General features: G+C 64.6%; 16 protein-coding genes and 1 pseudogene. 8 read left to right on the top strand and 9 right to left on the bottom strand.

All coding sequences use genetic code 11. The annotated features are described in order from the left end of the window. Window positions 1-137: 137 nt before the first annotated feature. Window positions 138-794, bottom strand: coding sequence for a hypothetical protein (locus tag C6571_RS02310; RefSeq protein WP_106445261.1), 657 nt, complete (start codon window positions 792-794; stop codon window positions 138-140). 240 nt (window positions 795-1,034) lie between these two features. Between C6571_RS02310 and C6571_RS02305 the strand changes: the two genes are divergently transcribed. The 4 genes from C6571_RS02305 (at window position 1,035) to C6571_RS02285 (ending at window position 3,113) form a co-directional block, all read left to right on the top strand. Continuing rightward, window positions 1,035-1,673 (top strand): hypothetical protein, encoded by a 639-nt coding sequence (locus C6571_RS02305; RefSeq protein WP_106445260.1) that lies wholly within the window; start codon window positions 1,035-1,037, stop codon window positions 1,671-1,673. A gap of 638 nt (window positions 1,674-2,311) precedes the next feature. Further along, entirely contained in the window at window positions 2,312-2,590 is a 279-nt protein-coding gene (locus C6571_RS02295) for a type II toxin-antitoxin system RelB/DinJ family antitoxin (protein WP_106445258.1), read from the top strand. Then, window positions 2,562-2,882 (top strand): type II toxin-antitoxin system YafQ family toxin, encoded by a 321-nt coding sequence (locus C6571_RS02290; protein WP_106445257.1) that lies wholly within the window; start codon window positions 2,562-2,564, stop codon window positions 2,880-2,882. Before C6571_RS02295 ends, C6571_RS02290 begins: the two co-directional genes overlap by 29 nt. Before the next feature lie 3 nt (window positions 2,883-2,885). Then, on the top strand, window positions 2,886-3,113 hold the full coding sequence (locus C6571_RS02285) for a hypothetical protein (protein WP_106445256.1): 228 nt from the start codon (window positions 2,886-2,888) through the stop codon (window positions 3,111-3,113). Window positions 3,114-3,117: 4 nt separating this feature from the next. Here the strand turns inward: C6571_RS02285 and C6571_RS02280 are convergent, their stop codons facing one another. After that, window positions 3,118-3,570 carry a hypothetical protein gene (locus C6571_RS02280; RefSeq protein WP_106445255.1) on the bottom strand — a complete coding sequence of 151 codons (453 nt, stop codon included), beginning with the start codon at window positions 3,568-3,570 and terminating at the stop codon, window positions 3,118-3,120. Between the two features lie 594 nt (window positions 3,571-4,164). Next, a pseudogene (locus C6571_RS19935) lies at window positions 4,165-4,602 on the bottom strand (recombinase family protein); the annotation flags it as partial. A gap of 44 nt (window positions 4,603-4,646) precedes the next feature. On the opposite strand from C6571_RS19935, the gene C6571_RS02270 reads away from it, so the two are divergent. From C6571_RS02270 to C6571_RS02260, 3 genes are all read left to right on the top strand, one after another. Beyond that, the gene (locus tag C6571_RS02270; protein WP_146139293.1) at window positions 4,647-5,009 is read left to right on the top strand and encodes a hypothetical protein; all 363 of its coding nucleotides are present in this window, start codon (window positions 4,647-4,649) and stop codon (window positions 5,007-5,009) included. A 282-nt stretch (window positions 5,010-5,291) separates the two neighbouring features. Further along, complete coding sequence (locus C6571_RS02265) at window positions 5,292-7,280, top strand: CHASE2 domain-containing protein (protein ID WP_106445253.1); 1,989 nt, start codon at window positions 5,292-5,294, stop codon at window positions 7,278-7,280. A 15-nt stretch (window positions 7,281-7,295) separates the two neighbouring features. Further along, window positions 7,296-10,697, top strand: coding sequence for a FecR domain-containing protein (locus tag C6571_RS02260; RefSeq protein ID WP_106445252.1), 3,402 nt, complete (start codon window positions 7,296-7,298; stop codon window positions 10,695-10,697). 84 nt (window positions 10,698-10,781) lie between these two features. Here the strand turns inward: C6571_RS02260 and C6571_RS02255 are convergent, their stop codons facing one another. The 4 genes from C6571_RS02255 to C6571_RS02240 form a co-directional block, all read right to left on the bottom strand. Next, window positions 10,782-12,071: a tryptophan--tRNA ligase gene (locus C6571_RS02255; protein WP_106445251.1), complete on the bottom strand. Its 1,290-nt coding sequence runs from the start codon at window positions 12,069-12,071 to the stop codon at window positions 10,782-10,784. Window positions 12,072-12,295: 224 nt separating this feature from the next. After that, on the bottom strand, window positions 12,296-12,964 hold the full coding sequence (locus C6571_RS02250; protein WP_106445250.1) for a site-2 protease family protein: 669 nt from the start codon (window positions 12,962-12,964) through the stop codon (window positions 12,296-12,298). A gap of 173 nt (window positions 12,965-13,137) precedes the next feature. Next, window positions 13,138-13,773, bottom strand: coding sequence for an L-threonylcarbamoyladenylate synthase (locus C6571_RS02245; RefSeq protein WP_106445249.1), 636 nt, complete (start codon window positions 13,771-13,773; stop codon window positions 13,138-13,140). 22 nt (window positions 13,774-13,795) lie between these two features. Further along, window positions 13,796-14,659, bottom strand: coding sequence for a 3',5'-nucleoside bisphosphate phosphatase (locus tag C6571_RS02240; protein ID WP_106445248.1), 864 nt, complete (start codon window positions 14,657-14,659; stop codon window positions 13,796-13,798). A 144-nt stretch (window positions 14,660-14,803) separates the two neighbouring features. On the opposite strand from C6571_RS02240, the gene C6571_RS02235 reads away from it, so the two are divergent. Next, the gene (locus C6571_RS02235; protein ID WP_106445247.1) at window positions 14,804-16,636 is read left to right on the top strand and encodes a methyl-accepting chemotaxis protein; all 1,833 of its coding nucleotides are present in this window, start codon (window positions 14,804-14,806) and stop codon (window positions 16,634-16,636) included. A gap of 19 nt (window positions 16,637-16,655) precedes the next feature. On the opposite strand, the gene recJ is transcribed toward C6571_RS02235, so the two are convergent. Together recJ and C6571_RS02225 are read right to left on the bottom strand one after the other, a co-directional pair. Further along, on the bottom strand, window positions 16,656-18,365 hold the full coding sequence (gene recJ, locus C6571_RS02230; protein WP_106445246.1) for a single-stranded-DNA-specific exonuclease RecJ: 1,710 nt from the start codon (window positions 18,363-18,365) through the stop codon (window positions 16,656-16,658). Continuing rightward, window positions 18,362-19,318 (bottom strand): phosphoglycerate mutase, encoded by a 957-nt coding sequence (locus C6571_RS02225; RefSeq protein ID WP_106445245.1) that lies wholly within the window; start codon window positions 19,316-19,318, stop codon window positions 18,362-18,364. Before C6571_RS02225 ends, recJ begins: the two co-directional genes overlap by 4 nt. Window positions 19,319-19,336 lie beyond the last annotated feature (18 nt).

Genomic DNA, 19,336 nt, shown 5'->3' with positions numbered 1-19,336 from the left:
GATGGGGCTTGTCAGGACTATTTGTGTGGGGTAGCCGAAGAGTCGAGAAGCAAGGTCATTCCATTCCTAATTGGACTATAGCCGTCAGCGACATGCGGCTGTCGTAAGACTTGATGGTGGGCGTGCACTGTCGGGTATCAGGATTCCTTATCCAATGTCCACTGCAACTGCCCCACCGCGTCCTCCACTGCTGGGCGAACGTCCTTTTCCAGCACCAACGCTCTTATATCTTTCTCGAATCGGTTGTGCAGGGCGGACAGTAGCAAGCCGTCTTGATCTTCGCGCAGCAATTCCATGTAGCGCTCCAGCAGTGCATGGCTGACATGGGCAATGTCGTCGGCATCGCCCGCCAGCAATTGATCCACATATTCCGACAGGAAGTCACTGCTTTCACCCGCATCAGAGAGGGCTTCGCCTGCTAGGCCGGCCAGGCTGATTTCCATGGGAATGACATCGCCACGATCAGGCCCTATAAAGTCTAGATTGCGCCGCGAAGCGGTTTGGTTGACCCGCTCAAGTACGGCAGAGGCAATGGCGTCGCGGCTGATGCTGCCAATGCTGTCGGGGTCATTGCCTATGTCGTCTCGCGTGTAGATGCTCAGGAACAGCAGGGCGTGCCGGGGCAGCGCATCCAATGCCTCCGCAATCACTGTGTCCAGTACTTGTTCAAAGTTACTGCTGGTGGAGCCAAAGCCCATGTCATCGTCGTCATACGGGCCTTCCTGCAACTGCCAACAGTATTCGTCCCACAGATGGCGGGCGGCAACGTCGCAAAACATACCCACGGCATCCATCTCACGTAGCGCGGCGATGGTGGCTTACACCAATTTTCCGAGTTCGGGCTTGGCTGCTGCCCGTGCAGCATCTACGAAACGATCTTAGTCGTCGCTGGGGACTTGGATGGTGTTGTGGCTCATGAACTTGCCCTCCTAGCTCTCGGAGTCTATCCAGGGCGGCAGAATGCCGATACGGGGACGGGCTTTGAACTTTGGACAGCCTACAGCAGCATGAATTCAGACTGGAAGGGATAGACCATGGCAACCGGCAAAAGCACCAAGGGCAAGAACAATGCCCAGGCTGATCCGCATGCATTGCGGGTTGAAATACAGCCTGACGACAACCAGTCGGAAAGGCTGGCCGAGCTGGCAACCGACGGCGCACTCACGGCAATCACGCTGCAAGCTTTTGCAGGCGGTGGCCCAGAACTTGGAGTCACCGAACTGCTGGCCGCGATGCGCAAGGCCGGGGACGAAACTGTGGTCGGAGACATGGGCCGGTTTGAGCGCGTACTGACCCACCAGTTTCTGACCTTGGACGCACTGTTCAACAACCTGGCGCAACGCTCAGGGCGGCAGGAATCTTTCAAGGGCATCGAGGTGCTGATGCGGCTGGCCCTGAAGGCGCAGTCCCAGGCACGCGCAACGGCGGAGACTCTGGCATTGATGAAGAACCCGATGCCGTACATCAAGCAGGCCAACATTGCCAACGGCCCCCAGCAGGTCAACAACGGCACTCCCGCGAGCGCGGGGAAAAATCAAAGTCCACCAAACGAACTATTGGAGCACCAGCATGGCAACACCTTGGACATTGGAGCGCAGGCAACGTCAGGCCGAGCTGATCCGGCAATGGCAACCCTGGAAGCAAAGCACCGGCCCACGAACACCCGAGGGTAAGGCGACGGCGTCACGTAACGCCTGGCAGGGCGGGCACCGGGCGCAACTGCGGGAGCTGACCCAGGCCCTGAATGCCGAGCTGGCAGAGATGCGCAGGATCAACAACATGGCGCGGGGCTGATCGGGACACAGAATCGGCAAAATGCAACAGAGAGTAGAAAATATGCAACGCAGGATGAGCAGATTTTGAGGGCACAGATTGGCCCCAGAAATCGGGGTATCACGACCGGCACCGGGGAACAAATCGGGGAACAAATCTCAAAACTGCATTGGAAAATTCATTGAAAATCAATCACTTGCAGCGTTCATTCAGTAGACGCCAGCGCTCGGACAATCTCCGGGCCCTTTTTCTTGCCTGAAATCCCCGCACCACGCGGGGTTCTGCCCGCCTGTGCTGCGGGTGGCCATCAGCCGAAACGCCCGAAATCGGCCACTTTCTTGGCCAGAGCCGTCTCTGTTCTCCGTTTGGCCTGCGGGTAGGTGCAGATGGCTGTTCAGCAAAATCAACAACTTACGCACGCAGGTTCGTTGTCAACCATGGCCGCCGGTCAGGCATCGAATGCCGCCAGAGCATCGCCAGCGGTTACTTGACTGTATCGCAATCGAGATACATAATTGCGGAAACGGAGGATTCGATCATGGCTCATTCCACGATGCTGCACGTCCGGGTGGACGACGAAATCAAGACGCAAGCCAGCGAGGCTCTGGCAGCCATGGGGCTGTCGGTGTCTGATGCCGTACGCATCCTGCTCAAGCGCGTGGTCAACGACCAGGCTTTCCCGCTGGAGTTGAAGGTGCCTAACGCCCAGACCCGCGCGGCGATGGAAGAAGCCCGCGCCATGGCCAAGGCGCGCACCGCCCGTTTTGAGTCTGCAGACGCTCTGATCAATGACCTCGAAAAAGCTCGCCAGCAGTAAGCGGGCGCCGCTGCCCAGGGCGAGCGATTACACCAAGACTTTCCTCAGAGACTGGGAACGCCTGTCGCGTTCGGGCCGCTACGACCTGAAGCGGCTGAAGGAGGCGATGTTGCTGCTCATTGGCAACGATGCCCCGCTGGGGCCTGAATGGCTGGATCACCCGCTGAAGGGTGATTGGGCCGACCACCGCGAATGTCATATCGGTGGTGACTTCCTGCTCATTTACCGCCTGGATGGCAACGCCATCATCTTTGTGCGGGCGGGCACGCACTCTGAATTGTTCGAGGAGTGATCCGTGGTGATGGAATCACTGCCCACTTTCACCAAGCCAGCCAGTCAGCGCTGGGAGTCGATTCCCGCCGACATCCGCCAGCGGCTGCTGTCCAACGTCTGGTGCGGCCAGTGCCGTCACGAAACCACGATCACCAATTTCAGCGGCACCATCAAGGGTGGCGACTTGCTGCTGGTGGGCAAATGCGCCGAATGCCGCAGTGATGTGGCACGGGTGATCGAGGGCTCTTAACCCGTCAGGCATCAAACCCCGCCACCACCTCCCGCTGCGCCACCCAGTCCGTCGGCAGCGGGTTCCGCTGAAACCACAGCAGGCTCATGCACCGGGGCTGCTGCCCGGCCAGGATGCTCTGGATGATGGCAGGCTCGAGCAGCGTCAGGCGCAGCAGTTCGTTGACCGTCGAGTGGTGTAGGCCTTCGTGCTGGGCGATTTCGCTGCCGCTGCCGACCACCCCATCGTCGAGCAACTGCTGCCAGTAGAAGGCCCGTGTCAGCGCCACCAGCAAGGGCTGGTCGATCTGAGTGGCGATCTCGCCTGGTGACTCGACCTGGCCATCGGGCCGCACCACCACCTTGCTGGCGCCGCGCTTCCGGATCTTCAGCGGGATGAAGGTGGACAGTTTCACCTGGCCGCCGTCCCGGCGCTCGCGCGCAACGGGGCCACCCAAGGCCTGCACTTTCGGCTTCATGCCATTTCCTCCGTCTGCTCCCATTCCTGCAACTCTGCACCGATGGTGCAGGGCATCAGCTCGCCCGCCAGTTCCTGCCAGCCCTGATCGCGTCAGATGATTTCCAGCCCACCATCGAATCACTACGCGCTCGATCAACAACTGCGCCAGTCGACACTGTTCAGCGGGGAACAACTGTTGCCACAGGCAAGCCAGATTTCGCATCGGCAAGACCACCTCCGGCTCCGACAGGTCTGGGCGGACTGCCCGAATCCGATCCCACACCGACTGCACGATGTGCGGTGCTGATAGCGCCGCTACGATCTGCTGGGTCACCAATTCCTCAATGGGCGCCGCCGGTAGTGGCCCATGCTGGCTGGCCCACGCGCCAAAGCGCCGGTGCTTGATCGGCGTGTAGTAGCGGTAGGTCTTGCCCTTCTTAACGGTGTAGCTGGGCACCAGCCGTTCACCGTCGGGCGTGAACAGCAGGCCGTGCAACAACACCGGCTCACGCTGGCGGTCGTTGGTCTCTCTCCGCCGTTCGATGCCATCGGTGGCGATCAGTGCGTGCACGGCATCCCACTGCGCCTGCGTCACGATGGCCGGATGCTGGCCGGGGAAGCTCTGCCCCTTGTGGACGATCTCGCCCAGGTACATCCGGTTGTGCAGCATCTTGTAGAGGGTCTGCTTGGTGAAGGGCTTGCCGCCCTTGGTGACCACGCCTTCTGCGCCGTAGGCCTTGGCCATCAGCGTGGCCGATCGCACGGTCACGAAGTCATCAAAGATGCGGCGGACCAGGGCAGCCTCGGTTTCATTGATCACCAGCAGCCTGTCGCGCACGTCATAACCCAGCGGCAGCGGCCCGCCCATCCACATCCCCTTCGCCTTGCTGGCGGCGATCTTGTCGCGGATGCGCTCACCGGTGACCTCGCGTTCGAACTGCGCGAAGGACAGCAAAAGGTTGAGCATCAGCCGGCCCATCGACGTGGCCGAATTGATCTGCTGCGTTACGGCGCTGAAGCTGACCCGGTGGCGGTCAAACACATCGACCATGCGCGCAAAATCGGCCAGCGAGCGTGATCTTGGCGGCTTTGCTCATGGTATTCGTTCCGGTCAAGCCAGATGCCACGACACCGCAAGTCATCCAGCTCTTTACTTCGAAGGTCGTGATTCTGGGCTTGCTTTTCACAGCAACGATCTGGTGCGGCCGACTCTACAAGGCGGCTCGGCACCAAAGCGCGATCAACAAGCATTGGGCAAATGCGCTGCGAACATTCCAGGCCTTCACCAAGGCGGCCAGCGACGATACCGCTCGTAGTGCGGTACTGATGGAAACCACCAAGTCGATTTTCGCCATCACGCCGTCCGGTTACTTGGAAAACGAATCGTCGCCTGACGGTGGGCTGAAGATCGTAGAGGTCGTGAAGCACGCAACCCAAGCCGTGGCATCAGTAAAGTAGCGGAGCCGCTTGTAGTCATCTGCCCGTAGCAACCTGCGCCAATGCTCATAAGTTCGGGAGGCCAGTCGGCGCATGGTCAAGCACCCGCCACCATATTAAAAAATGTTGGACCCACGGGCCGTGATTTTTTAATTGGCTCGCGGCTACTCTCAAGCAGGTTCTCAAGGTAAACCCTTTTGCTTACCTAAAGTTACGCCTCTACAGTGGGCCATTCGAGTGCCGATCACTCGGATCGGCTCTGGGCGATGTGCGGCCCGGCGTCGAATATTTGGATGCAAACCGATGGCTGCTGCACACAGTTCTTCTCCGGCCGATACACAGGACTCTCTAGGCGAGCTGACGCGTCGGATTGTGCTGGCCTTTGCCTTGTTGGCCGTGATGGCGGCCATGCCTCTTTACCAGCGCTTGGCGCTGTATGAGTTTGATTTTCTTTCCAGCCTGACGGCCCCTGCGCCGCCCGATGCAGGGATTTTGGTGGTGGGATTGGACGAGGCCAGCCTGGCGCAATTGGGCGTCGCACCGCCGCTGCCACGCCGCCTGCATGCACAACTGGTGCGTGCCTTGACCAATGCGGGCGCGGCGGCGTTGGGGATAGACATGCTGTTCGCGGAGCCGCAGACGGTTCTGGACGACGAAGCGCTTGGCCAGGCGTTGAAGGGTGGATTGCCGATTGTGTTGGCAGGGGCGGCGGTGCAAAACGACAGCTCACAAGTGGCGCAGTATGTACAGCAACTGCCCACTGTTTTTCCTGAGGCGACGCGCGGTGCTGCCGGGATGGTGCCGGATGAAGATGGCATTGCCCGGCGGGCACCCATGCAACCAGATGCTTTATGGAGGGTGCTTGCACAGCAGGCCGGCCGGCAGGTGTCCGCTCCTCCTGATGGGGCGCTGCTGCGCTACTACGCGCCCGAGTTGCCCATTCCTTACGCACATTACACGCAAGCACTGGATGCGCAGCATGCGTTGGCACCTCGCGCCGTGCAGGGGCGGTTGGTGCTGCTGGGGCAAAACACGCCAGTGGGTGGGGTCGACCAATTCCGCACACCGTTCAGTGCCTTGGGCGGAGCGACCCAGTCGGGCGTTTTTTTGCATGCCACGGCCTTGCTCAATGGTTTGACCAATGATTGGATCAGGCCGGTGCCCTGGCCTCTCACTTGGTTGGCCGCCTTGCTGGCCATGGTTGGCATTTCGCTGTTCACGCGCCGCTTTAGTGCCTTGCGCGCGTTGGCGGCCAGCCTTGCCTTGGGCGGTGCGGCCGTGGTGGCCGGTGTTTTTGCCTTTGTGGCTGGTTGGTGGTTCAGCGTACTGCCCTTGCTTACCGGTCTGGCGGTGCACTGGAATCTGGGTGCTGCCCAGAGCTATTTGCGCGAGCGCGGCCGCCGCCAGCGCTTGCGTGCGGATTTCGCGCGCTATGTCCCACCAGCGGTCGTTGATGCGCTAATGGCGTCCGGTGCAATGGCCCATGTGCATGGTGAGCGGCGCGTGCTGACTCTGCTGTTTTGCGATCTTGCAGGTTTTACCGCAGCCAGCGAAACGCTGGCGCCTGAGGCTGTGGCACGTGCCCTCAACGCCTATTTCACGCGCATGGCGCACTGCGTGCGGTCCCATGGCGGCACCTTGGACAAATTCATTGGCGATGCGGTCATGGCCTTCTGGAATGCGCCCCTGCCCGATGCTGCCCACGCAGCCCGTGGGCTGGCTTGCGCCCAGGCCATGCAGGCCGACATGGAACTGCTGCGCAGCGACTGGCGTGGCACGCCCTTCGCTGCAGTGCGCCTGCGCGTCGGCGTGCACACCGGCGAAGCTGCGGTGGGGCACATGGGGTCCACCGAACGCTTCACATACACAGCTGTGGGTGATGCGGTCAACACCGCTGCACGCCTGGAGGGCGCGAACAAGGCGCTGGGCACCGAAATATTGGTTTCGGGGGCCACAGTAGATACCCTGGATGCGCAGCTGCAAGGCACGCTTTTGTGGCTTGACTGCGTGCTGCTCGCCGGCCGCAGCAGCGGGCTCGATGTGTACACGCCATGCAGCGATGCGGCCCTGGTCGCGCAAGGCGCGGCCCTGCGCGCGCATATCCACGCCGGGCGGCTGCAGATTGCGCTGGCCTTGTGCGACGAGTGGCTGGCGCAAAACGGCGGGGCGCCTGCGCATGCCGCCGCCGCCATGGCTTTGGCCGAGCGATTGCGTGCCGCGTTGAATGTCTTGCCAGACGGCGCTGCGTCCGCTGCAAGCTCTGCGTTGCCTCCGAGACAACTGAGCAAATAGAGAAAGGAACTTGCCATGACCCCAACCTTCCTTCGCGTTGGACTCTTGGGCGCCAGTGCCGCCTTCGTCGCTCCAGCCGCGCTGGCGCAATGCGCAGGTGTCCCAGCGGGGCAGGCGGACCAGACTGCCGCCGCCGAACTGGTCAGTCTGGTGGGCCGGGGCGAGACGCGCCCCAGCGGCGACGCTGCCTGGGAGCGAGCGGTGCAGGCGCAAAAGCTCAAGGGCGGGGCGGACATGCGCACGCTGGCCCTCTCGTCTGCCGCGCTGCTGCTGGCCGACCGCACGCAGATTCGCATGTCGGCCAACGCGCAGTTGCGTTTGTGTGACACGCAACCCGAACGCAGCCTGCTCGAACTGATTGCCGGGCGGCTGTGGGCGCGTACCAAGCGCAGCCCTGCCAACCTGCAGCTGCAAACCCCTGCCGCGCTGGCCGTCGTGCGCGGCACCGACTGGGATGTGGAGGTGGAGGGCAGCGGGCGTACCACCTTCACCGTGCTCTCCGGCCAGGTCGAGTTCTCCAACGCCTACGGGCGTGTCGATCTGGGGCCGTCCGAGCAGGGCATTGCCGTGCCTGGACAGGCGCCCACCAAGCGGCTGCTGGTGAACCCGCGCGAGCGCGTGCAGTGGGTCATGGCCAACCCGGTGGATGCGCGGCGCTGGGCCGAATTTCAAGGCGATGCAGTGGCCCCTGAGCTGGCCGCTGTTCAGATCGATTTGGACGCCGGCGCTTGGCCGCAGGCGCGCGAGCGACTCATGGGGCTGCGACAAAACGGCGCGCACGAAGCCGCCGTGGCGCTGGTGCTGGCCGATCTGGCGGCCTTCGATGCGCGGCTGGAGACCGCCGTACAAGAGCTGGAGCGCGCCTGGCAGCGCACCGGTGACACCCGGCTTGCTGCGCGACGCGCCGAATTCTTGCTCGCGCTGGACCGCCCGGAAGATGCCCGAAGCGTGCTCGATGAGGCCCTGGCGCGCAGCAGCAGCGCTGCCAGCAGCGACCTGCTGCTGGCCGATGGCGATTGGTACCGCCTGGCCGGCCGGGGAGATGAATCCATCGCGCGTTACCGTGCCGGTGTAGCGCGTTCGCAAGGCGATAAACAGAAGGCCGATGCCCTGGGCCGCTTGGGCCGCGCGCTGCAAGAGCGCGGCGACCTCGCGGCGGCACGTCAAGCGCTGGCCCAAGCCGTGGCGCTGGACCCGCGCAGTGCCCACTTGCTCGGTGCTGAGGCCACGGCCGCCACCGAGGCATTGCGACTGCAGGAGGCGGGCGCCGGGTTTGACGCCGCCCTGGCGTTGCAGGCCGACGACTACGAAAGCCTGGCGGGTGCCGGCTATCTGGCCCTGCGCCGCGGCGAGCCCGAAGCGGCGCGCCAACTGTTGCTCAAAGCGCTGGTGATTGAGCCGCGCTATGCGCGGGCGCACATGTGGCTGGCCGTGGCCGAATACACCCTGGGCGCAGAGGGTGCGGCGCTTGACGCCTTGCAGCGGGCACGCCAGGCCGACCCCAAGGATCCACTGCCGTGGCAGATCGAATCCATTTTGCGCAACGACAGCGGCGAGTCCGAAGCGGCGATCGCTGCCGCACGCGAGGCGCTTGTGCGGCTGCCGTACCTCAAGTCGCTCAATCCACTGGCGTCGGACAGCCAGGGCTCGGCGAACCTGGGCAAGGCGCTGGGCGATTTTGGACTGGAGCATTGGGCGCGGGCGTACGCGCAGCAGTCCTATTACCCGCTGTGGGCGGGCAGCCACTTCTTCATGGCGAACCGCTACGAGAGTCCATTTGCCAGGCGCTCGGAATTTCATCAGGGCTACCTGGCAGACCCGCTGGCCTTTGGCGCCAGCGAAAAACAGGCTCCGGTGCTTCTATCGAACTTGGGCGAATGGGTGGGCGGTGGCAGTGTGGAGCGCAATGGAACGCAGACCAAGGCTGTGGCGGACCTGGGTCACCATGGCCTTGCGTCCAGTCCCTTTCCCATCGCCTGGCGCGTGGGCATCGAGGGCTACAGTTTCGACCCGCGTGCGGGAGTGTTGAGCGATCGCCTGCAATCATTCGATTGGCGCCTGGGAATCGGCGCCCGCCCCACGGATCGCCTGGGGCTGTTGCTGACCCATTCGGCGCAGCGAACGCGCTACCACTACCCGGGGGGTGTTGATGATGCGGATGGTCAGGGCGTGCGCATGGAAGGCGTCACACGTTCGCCAGTGCACCGGACAGACCTGGGCGGATCCTGGCGCTGGTCGGGTAACGAGCAGACCTGGCTGGCGTTGCACAGCGCTCGTTTCGTCAGAGAAACGCCACTGATTGATCCTGTCGTTGGCCTCTACAACTTTGCCAGCCGGGATACAGACAAGGGTCTGATGCTGCGCCACACACTGCAGCGCGGCAACCTGCGTTTCAGTGCGGGCTGGGAGCGCGGACGTGTACTCAACAAGTTCGCACGGGAGTATTCGGAGGTGTTTGCTGCGGCAGATACACGCATTGCTTACGACCTGCCTTGGGCCGGACTGGAAGGTCAACAAGGTCCCTGGGCCTGGCAGGCGCAGGCTTTCTGGCCGCAGATGGAGGTCAATGAGCGCAGCTATCTCTACCTGGGGCGGACGGGCGCCGCCTTGAACGTGCCGAGGCTGGAGGATACGGGCCAGGCCCGGCGCCTGCGGCCGCGCCTGGGGGTGTCGTACCGCTTTGCGCCTGGGCGAGCGCTGCATGCAGCCTACATAGAGAGCTTGTACACGCCGTCCACCTACACCCTCGCACCGGTGGCAGTTGGTGCGATTCCCATCGACTACCACTACCAGACACCGGGCAGCCTGGCGCGCAAGCTGGCCCTGCAATTGGACTGGGAGTTCGACGCGCGCAGTTTTGGCGTGGCCATGGCATCGCGGCAGGACATATCCAGCATCCAATATTCCAACGGGGATTTGCTGCCGCTCATGAGCGTATTGTTGGACGACCGAATCGAAGGCCTGGGACCTCTCATCCAGATGGCGCAAACTTCGGTGGACCCGTACAACGGCAATCCCGTGTTCGACCGCGGGCGACTGCATCAACTCAGCCTGGGCTACAACCGCATTCTCACGCCGCGCTGGAGCCTGCTGGCAGGCTACATCTGGAGCCGTTCGCGCAGTACCGGCGATTGGGTCACAGGCAATGAGCTGCCCGGGTTCCCGCGCCATTCCCTGGCACTGACCAGCGTCTGGCGGCATGGCGGGCGTGACTACACCTATGCGTCTTTGGTCTATCGCAGTGCGCGTTACGTGACCGTTTTCAATGGGCGCCGTGAAGAGCCGGGCTGGAACTTCGCCTTGGTGCATGCGTTCGATACTGCCGACCGACGATGGTCGATCATTGGAACGGTACAGACGCCGCTGGACGGCCGCGAGAAGCCTACGCTGTGGTTGCGCGTGCGCTATCGCAACTGAATTTTGACTTATTTGACCGTCTAGCGCTTATTCGGTAAGCTTTGTAAGCTATCAAAAATATAGCTTCTCAAGCCGGCTGCTGGTTTACGCAGCGGCTTCTGCCAATGCGGTCAGCGCTGCACCTACTTCGGACTCGGCCACGCCTTCCACAGGTAGATGTTGCCCGGCCAGCGCAGCCAGTCCATCGCGTTTCAGCGCCGCAATCGCTTGGCCGGCCTCCTTGGGCGCGTCGAAACCGGTACTCTGCAGCAGCAAGCGCCCATCGGCATCCAACAGCTTGAAATAGAACTTGCCGTCCTGCTCGCGGTACTGCTTGAAGCTGGGCAGGGCCAGCTTGGCGGCTTTGGCCGTCTGCTTGGCTGGCCCTTGCGCCAGGCTGCGCAGGCCGACCGCGTTGCGCAGTTCGCGCAGGAACGGCGTCGCCAGCGCGCGGGCGCGTTCGGCGCCGGCGAGCAATGTAGCTTCGATGCGCTCCGGGTCGGCCATCAGTGCTTCGTACTGGGCGCGCATAGGCGCAATGACGGCATCCACATGCTCCAAAAGCAGCTCCTTGGCGGCGCCCCAGGCAATGCCGTCCGCGTACTGCTGGCGCAGCGCAGCGGTTTCCTCGGGCGTGGCGAAGGCCTGGTAGATCTGGAACAGGGCCGAGCCCTCGACATCCTTGGGCTCGCCCGGCGCGCGCGAGTCGGTGACGATGCCACCAATCAGCTTTTGCAGCTGCGCACGGCTGGAGAAGAGCGGAATCGTGTTGTCGTAACTCTTGCTCATCTTGCGGCCGTCCAGGCCGGGCAGGGTGGCGACATGCTCGTCCACAGCGGCCTCAGGCAGCACGAAATGCTCGCCATAGAGGTGGTTGAAGCTCGCGCCCATGTCGCGCGCCATCTCGATGTGCTGCACCTGGTCGCGCCCCACCGGCACCTTGTGCGCCTTGAAGGCCAGGATGTCGGCGGCCATCAGCACCGGGTACATGAACAGGCCGGCGGTGACGCCGTCGTCGCTCTCGCGGCCGGTTTCCTGGTTCTTGTCGACGCTGGCCTTGTAGGCGTGGGCACGGTTGAGCAGGCCCTTGCCGGTGACGCAGGTGAGCAGCCAGGTGAGTTCGGGGATTTCCGGGATGTCCGACTGGCGGTAGAAGACCACCTTGTCGGGATCAAGCCCTGCGGCCAGCCAGCTTGCTGAAATCTCCAGCGTCGAACGCTGGATGCGCGCCGGATCTTCGCATTTGACGAGCGCGTGGTAGTCGGCCAGAAAATAAAAGCTCTGCACGCCGGGGCGCAGGCTGGCCGCGACCGAGGGGCGGATCGAGCCGACGAAATTGCCCAGGTGCGGCGTGCCGGTGGTGGTGATGCCGGTGAGGTAGCGGGTGGTGCTCATGGGAACGAAATCAGCAGAAAGAAAGATAAAAGACGGGCTGTTGCACAATGACGTCTACCGAGCAGAGCCTTTGAAACCGGCGCTGCACCTGCCAGCGCCCCCGCGCAAGGGCCGCCACGACATGCAACTGTCGTCTGCACTCCGGGCGCCGGGGGCGTCCCCCTCCCGCATCGCGCAGCGAGGCGAGAGAGGGGGAAGGCGCCGAAGGCGACGCAGGGGGTGTTTCATGCCAGCAGCGCGACGAAGGGCGTGAGCAGCAGGTTGATGGCAGCGTAGCCCAGCTTCATCAGCGGCAGCAGCCACCAGGTGCCGACCACGCCCGCCAGCACCAGCGCCATGACGATGAAGAAGCCCCAAGGTTCGACGCGCGAGACCAATTGCGCCTGCTTCCAGGGCAGCAGCCCCACCAGCACGCGCCCGCCATCGAGCGGCGGCAAGGGGAACAGGTTGAAGGCCCACATCACCAGGTTGACCAGTACCCCGGCGCGCGCCATCTCCAGAAAGAAGCGTTCTTCGACGCCGGTCGCCACCAGTGCCACCATCAGCAAGGCCCAGGCAATGGCCTGCACAAAATTGGACGCCGGCCCCGCAAGCGCCACCCAGACCATGTCGCGTTTGGGGTTGCGCAACGCGCCGAAATTGACCGGCACCGGCTTGGCGTAGCCAAACAGGAACGCGCCCGAAGTAGCGAAATACAGGATCAACGGCATCAGGATGGTGCCGACCGGATCAATGTGTTTGAACGGGTTGAGCGTGACGCGACCCAGGCGCGCTGCCGTGGGGTCGCCGAAGTGGCGCGCCACGTAGCCGTGCGCGGCCTCGTGCACGGTGATGGCGAAAAGCACCGGCAGTGCGTAGATAAGGACGGTCTGGAGGATGTTGGAAAAGTTCACCCGCCTGATTGTCCCTTATGGCGCGACTTTGACCCGCAATGGGGCGCGGCGGTCCTGCCAATTGACGAGCGCAATCAATCTCTGTGGGGTGTCAGGCGGCACTATCATGCTATCCAATAAATAGCTGACACCGCTTTACCAGCAAGCGCTGGAGGCCAATTTGGTACAAAATTTTAGAGCCCAAGCGCTGCCAGATCGCCTCGCCCCTCGCGCACCACGTGGGGGTCGCCGCCTTTTTCCATGGGCGTCAGGTCCAGCACCGTGGTGGGCTGCGACGGGCAGGCACCGGCATCGATCACGCCGTCGATCAGCTTGTCAAAGCGCTCCAGAATTTCCTCCGCGTCGTTCATGGACTCGGTCTCGCCGGGCGGGATGAGCGTCGTGCCCAGCAGCGGTCCACCGTGCAGTTCCAGCAGCGCCTGCAGCGCGGCGCCCTCGGGCACGCGCAGACCAATCGTCTTGCGGCTCGGGTGGCTCACGCGGCGCGGCACTTCCTTGGTGGCGTCGAGGATGAAGGTGTAGGCGCCGGGTGTGGCGAGTTTGAGCAGCCGGTACTGGCGGTTGTCCACGCGCGCGTAGCTGGACAGCTCCGAGAGGTCGCGGCACAGCAGCGTCAGGTGGTGCTTGTCGTCGACACCGCGAATGCGGCGCAGGCGGTCCACAGCCGCCTTGTCGTCCAATTGGCAGACCAGGGCATAGCTCGAATCGGTGGGCACGGCCAGCACGCCGCCTTGCTTGAGCAGCGTGGCGGCCTGTTGGATCAAACGGGGTTGCGGGTTGTCGGGGTGGACTTCGAAATACAGGGCCATGGGAGGAAGTGAGAAAGGGGTTTCAGCGGCCCGGATGAATATGCGCTGCCACCAGATCCCAGGCGGGCGTCAGGTCGGCTGGCAAGGGCGGCAGTTTGCCCAGGTCGGTATGGGATTCGTCGGGACTGTGAAAGTCGCTGCCGCGCGAGGCTGCCAGGCCCAGTTCGCGCGCCAGGTCGGCGTAGCGTGCGGCCTCGCTCGCCGAATGGCTGCCGGTGACCACTTCGACACCGCGCCCGCCGTGCTGTTGAAATTCAGAAAACAGTGCAAATTCTTCGTTCGCCGTGAACTTGTAGCGCGCCGGGTGCGCAATGACCGCCACGCCACCCGCTTGCGTGATCCAGCGCACGGCGTCGCCGAGCGACGCCCATCGGTGTGGCACGTAGCCGGGCCTGCCTTCAATCAGGTATTTGCGGAAGACTTCAGAGGTATCGCGGCAAACGCCTGTTTCCACCAGAAAGCGCGCAAAGTGGGTCCGCGAGACCAGCTCCGGGTTGCCCACATAGCGCAGCGCGCCCTCATAGGCGCCGGCAATGCCCACGGCGGCGAGCTGCTCGGCCATGTCGCGCGCACGCTCGTTGCGCCCGCCGCGTGTCGCCGCCAGGCCCTGCACCATTTGCGGGTTGGTCGGATCGAACCCCAGCCCGACGATGTGCACCGTGGTGCCGGCGAAGGTGACGGATATCTCGACCCCGCTCAGGTAGGCCATGCCCAGCGCCTGGGCGGCGGCGAGGGCGCGTGCCTGGCCGCCTACTTCGTCGTGGTCGGTCAGCGCCCACAGGTCCACCCCGTTGGCGTGGGCGCGTGCGGCCAGCAATTCGGGCGTGAGGGTGCCGTCGGAGACGACAGAATGGCAGTGCAGGTCGGCGTTTTTGTAGGAAGTCACCCGCTCATCTTACGGGTTTGTCCTGAGCTGCGCCTGTCGGAGCGCGCTCCAGGGAGGAGTAGGCTCAAGCCGTTATCGATGTGTTTCCAGATGTGATTCATCTGGTTGCTTTGGCTACTGTGCTGACTGGATCGGGAGAATCCCATGCATTTCGACAATATCCGTGTGTCTCGCAAGCTCTGGGGCATGTTTCTGGTGCTGATGCTGGTCATGCTGGCGATTTCCGGTCTTCAGCAATACCGCACCAACCGCGCCATGGCGCAGGCGGTGGAGTCGGTGATGGATATCGAACACCGGATTTCCCAGGCGGTGCGCTGGCGCGGCGGCACCGAGACTTCGGTCACCATGGTGATGGGCGGCGCCGTGACCACCGATTCGGTGTTGGCGCAGCAGTACGACGCGCGGCTGAAAGAGATTGCCGGAGGCATCGAAAGCCTCAAGGACTCCATTGCCGCCAGCGCCAAAGACCCAGAGGAAAAAGCGTCCCTGGACAAGGTGCTGGCAGCCCGCAAGGCGGTGGCGGATGCCACCGCCAAGACCTGGGAGCTCAAAGGCGCCGGCGACGGTGTGGCGACGCAGAACTACGCCGACGAGCAATTGACGCCGCTGGTGGGAAAGCTCCTGAAGGCGCAGGATGAATTTGTCAGCGTCTTGGAAAAGCATGGCGAGGCCGTGCTTGCGCAAGCCGAAACGAGTCGCACGCAACACGCCATCGAAGGCCTGGTGGCAACGGCTGTGTTGATCCTGCTATTTCTCTTCCTCGTCTGGAAGCTGGTGCGTTCGATCACCGTTCCACTGCAGCAGGCGGGTGGCTTGATCGACGCCATTGCCGCAGGCGACCTTACGCGCGAGCTGCACCCTGCGCGCAAGGATGAATTTGGGCACATGCTTCGTGCGCTCTCGCGCATGGCAGTGAAATTGCGCAGCGTGGTGGGCGACGTGCGCACCGGGGTGGATGCGGTGTCGCTTGCGTCATCGGAAATCGCCAGTGGCAACCAGAACTTGTCGTCGCGCACCGAGCAGGCAGCCGCCAATTTGCAGCAAACGGCGGCCAGCATGGAGCAGCTCACCGCCACCGTCACGCAATCGACCGACACCGCGCGCCAGGCCAACCAGCTGGCTGCCAACGCCGCGCAGGCGGCGACGCGCGGCGGTCAGGTGGTGGGCCAGGTGGTGAGCACCATGGAAGAAATCACCCACAGTTCCCGCAAGATCGCCGACATCATCGGCGTGATCGATGGCATTGCGTTCCAGACCAACATTCTGGCGCTCAATGCGGCGGTCGAAGCGGCACGCGCGGGTGAGCAGGGGCGCGGCTTTGCCGTGGTGGCCAGCGAAGTGCGCAGCCTGGCCGGGCGCAGTGCCGATGCCGCCAAGGAGATCAAGCAGCTCATTGGCGCCTCGGTGGAAAACGTGGAAACCGGCTCCCGCCAGGTGGCCGAAGCAGGCCAGAGCATGGAAGAGATCGTTGCCAGCGTGCAGCGGGTAAGCGATTTGATTGGTGAGATCACGGCATCGTCGACCGAGCAGCGCGACGGTATCTCGCAGGTCAACCAGGCTGTGACGCAGCTCGACCAGATGACGCAACAGAATGCGGCCTTGGTCGAGCAGTCCACTGCGGCAGCGACGGCGCTGCGCGATCAGGCCCAGCACCTGACTGGCGTGGTGTCGGTGTTCAACGTGGGCGCTGTGGCGCTGGCATCCGCCCAGGCGCCGCTGCCTCGTGCACCACTGCCCCGCAGCGCGCCAGCGCCCGCCCGCCCTGCGGCATTGAAGGCAGCCACGGCTCCGGGAAAATTGGGAGCCGCCTCTGCCGCCCGGCCCGCAGTTTCCGGCCCGGCAAAAGCCAAAACGGGCCCGGCAACCAGCGCGCCGAGTGCAGCCGGCGCACGCGCTGCACCCCCAGCCCGCATCGCTGCGCCGCCCGCCAAGCGCCCCGCTGCAGCACCGGCGGAAGACGACTGGGAAAGCTTCTGATGGGCGCGCCAGCAGCTTTTTAAAGCTGGGCGCCCTCCACCAGAAACTGCACGCGCCGCTCGCCTTTCCACTCGTTGACGTCGAGCCGAAACGCCAGCAGCACCCGGCCCGGCAGCGGGTCGGTGTGGCCAAACCAGATGCCGTCCACCGGCCGGCCCTGGTGCCGCAGCTTGAGCGACAGGTGCTTTTCGCCCACCAGGCGCTGGCTCAGCACCTCGACCTCTTCGCTGAAGGTGGGCGGGGCAAAGCCCTGGCCCCAGACCTCGCGGTGCAGCGTGTCCACCAGGTCGGCGCGGCAGTATTCGCTCGCCAGCGTGCCGTCGGTGTCGATGCGGCGCGTGAGCGCGGCGGCGTCCAGCCATTCGCGCGCCACCTGCGCCAGCGCCTGCTCGAACACCGCGAACCGGCCAGCCGCCAGCGTGCAGCCCGCCGCCATGGCGTGGCCTCCGAACTTGAGCAGCACGCCAGGGTGGCGCTTGGCGACCAGGTCCAGCGCGTCGCGTAGGTGGAAGCCGGCAATCGAGCGGCCCGAACCCTTGAGCTGGCCCTCAGCACCCGGCGCGCCACTGTTGGCGAACACAAAGGTAGGGCGGTGCAGCTTGTCCTTGATGCGTGAAGCGACGATGCCGACCACGCCCTCGTGGAAATCGGGGTCAAACACGCTGACGGCGGGTGGCGGTTCCTCCCCTTCCGCAAACAGGTTTTCGGCCATCAGCAGCGCTTGCTCGCGCATGCCGCCCTCGATTTCGCGGCGCTCGCGGTTGATGGCGTCGAGCTGGGCGGCCAGCCGCGCGGCGTGGCCCGCGTCGTCGGTCAGCAGGCATTCGATGCCCAGCGACATATCCGACAGGCGCCCGGCCGCATTGATGCGCGGCCCCAGGGCAAAGCCAAAGTCAAAGCTGGTGGCCGCGTCCATCCGGCGGCCGGCTGCGGAAAACAGCGCGGCAATCCCTGCGGGTGCGTGGCCAGCGCGGATGCGTTTGAGCCCTTGCGCGACCAGACGGCGGTTGTTGGCGTCCAGCCGCACCACGTCGGCCACGGTGCCCAGGGCGACCAGCGGCAGCAGGGGCTCCAACCTCGGCTGCGTGGCCTTGTCGAACGCGCCGCGTGCGCGCAATTCGCTGCGCAGCGCCAGCAGTACGTAAAACATCACGCCGACCCCCGCAATCGCCTTGCTCTCGAAGCTGCAGCCGGGCTGGTTGGGGTTGACGATGGCGTCGGCGGTGGGCAACTGCTCGCCCGGCAGGTGGTGGTCAGTGACCAGCACCGCCAGCCCCAGCGCCTTGGCCTCGGCCACGCCGTCCACGCTGGCAATGCCGTTGTCCACGGTGACGAGCAGGTCCGTACCGCGCTCTTTCACGCGACGGGCGATGGACGCGGTCAGGCCGTAGCCGTCCACCACGCGGTCGGGTACCAGGTAGTCGACGTGCAGTGCTCCCAGCAGGCGCAGGCCGCGCAGCGCCACGGCGCAGGCGGTGGCGCCGTCGCAGTCGTAGTCGGCGACGATGCAGATGCGCTGCTGCGCGGCGATGGCGTCGGCCAGCAGCCGGGCGGCGTCGGTGATGCCCTTGAGGCCGGCGGGCGGCAGCAGGCGCGAGAGGCCGTCGTCCAGCTCGTCGTGGCTGAGCACGCCGCGCGCCGCGTACAGGCGGGCCAGCAGCGGGTGCACCCCCGCCTGCTCTAGCGCCCAGGCGGCGCGTGGCGGCACTTGCCTTGCTACAATGTTCATAGCTGCTCGCGCAATTGGGATAAGCGCTGGCGGCCAAAAAAGCTTGAAATTTTCTGCGCCAGGCTGCGCGGCGCGCTGCGCCACGAGAGCGCGCCGCGCTCGCCGCAGAGCGTGATCTGCACCGGCTGGCCCTTTGCGGCGCGCGCTGCCAGCTCTGCCACGGGGCCGGCGTCCAGCGCCTGCCAGGCGCTGCGCCAGGTGGCCCAGTCCTCGCGCAGGGCGGGGCCGCGCAGCGACTCCACCACTTGCGGCGGCTGGCTGGCCGGCAGCGGTGCGGGCAGGGCGCCCGAGCCATGCACCCAGAAGGCGTTGATGGGCGCCAGGCCGCGTGCCTCGCGGGCGTCGGTCAGCGCGTGGGTGTAGAGCAGCATCTGCATTTCGCTGTGCAGGCGGCGCAGGGGTGCGGCGGCGGCCTCCGGCGGCAGCCAGGCGCGGACGTCGCGCTGCAGCACGCGGTCGAGCGAGGCGGTCGCCACCTGGGCCAGCAGCGGGCCACTCGCCAGCCAGCGCCCCGGCTGTTCGTAGTGCAGGGCCATGCCGTCCTCGGCGAACCAGGGCGCCATCAGCGCCAGCAGTGCGCGCGACTCTTCTTCGCCCAAGTCCAGGGCTTGGGGGTCCGAGAGCGTGACGTGGTCGGTGCGCACCTGCCAGTGGCAGGGCGTCACAAAGGCCCAGCCGTCACCTGGTTTGGCGGCACTGGCCAGGCCGGTCTGTGCGGCGTGCAGCGCGGCGAAGGCAATGCGGCCATCCGCGTCGCCCAGGCCCAGCGCGCGGCCGAGCGCGCGCTCGTGCGGGGGTGAGAAGCACGCTTCTTCCTGAACATCGGGAGCCAGCGGGGTGAGTTGCCTGATCAGGCGTTCGAGCTGCGGCAGCGCCAGGCCTTGCCAGGCCTGGTCGCTGCCAGGGGAGCTGGTGGCCGCCCAGGGCACCAGCAAATGGGTAGTGTCCGACATGCCCCCAATTGTGCGCCG

It is taken from the genome of Simplicispira suum (assembly GCF_003008595.1).
GTDB lineage: Bacteria > Pseudomonadota > Gammaproteobacteria > Burkholderiales > Burkholderiaceae_C > Simplicispira > Simplicispira suum.
The sequence above is the reverse complement of the archived record's forward strand: the minus strand, read 5'-3'. Positions and strand labels throughout refer to the sequence as shown.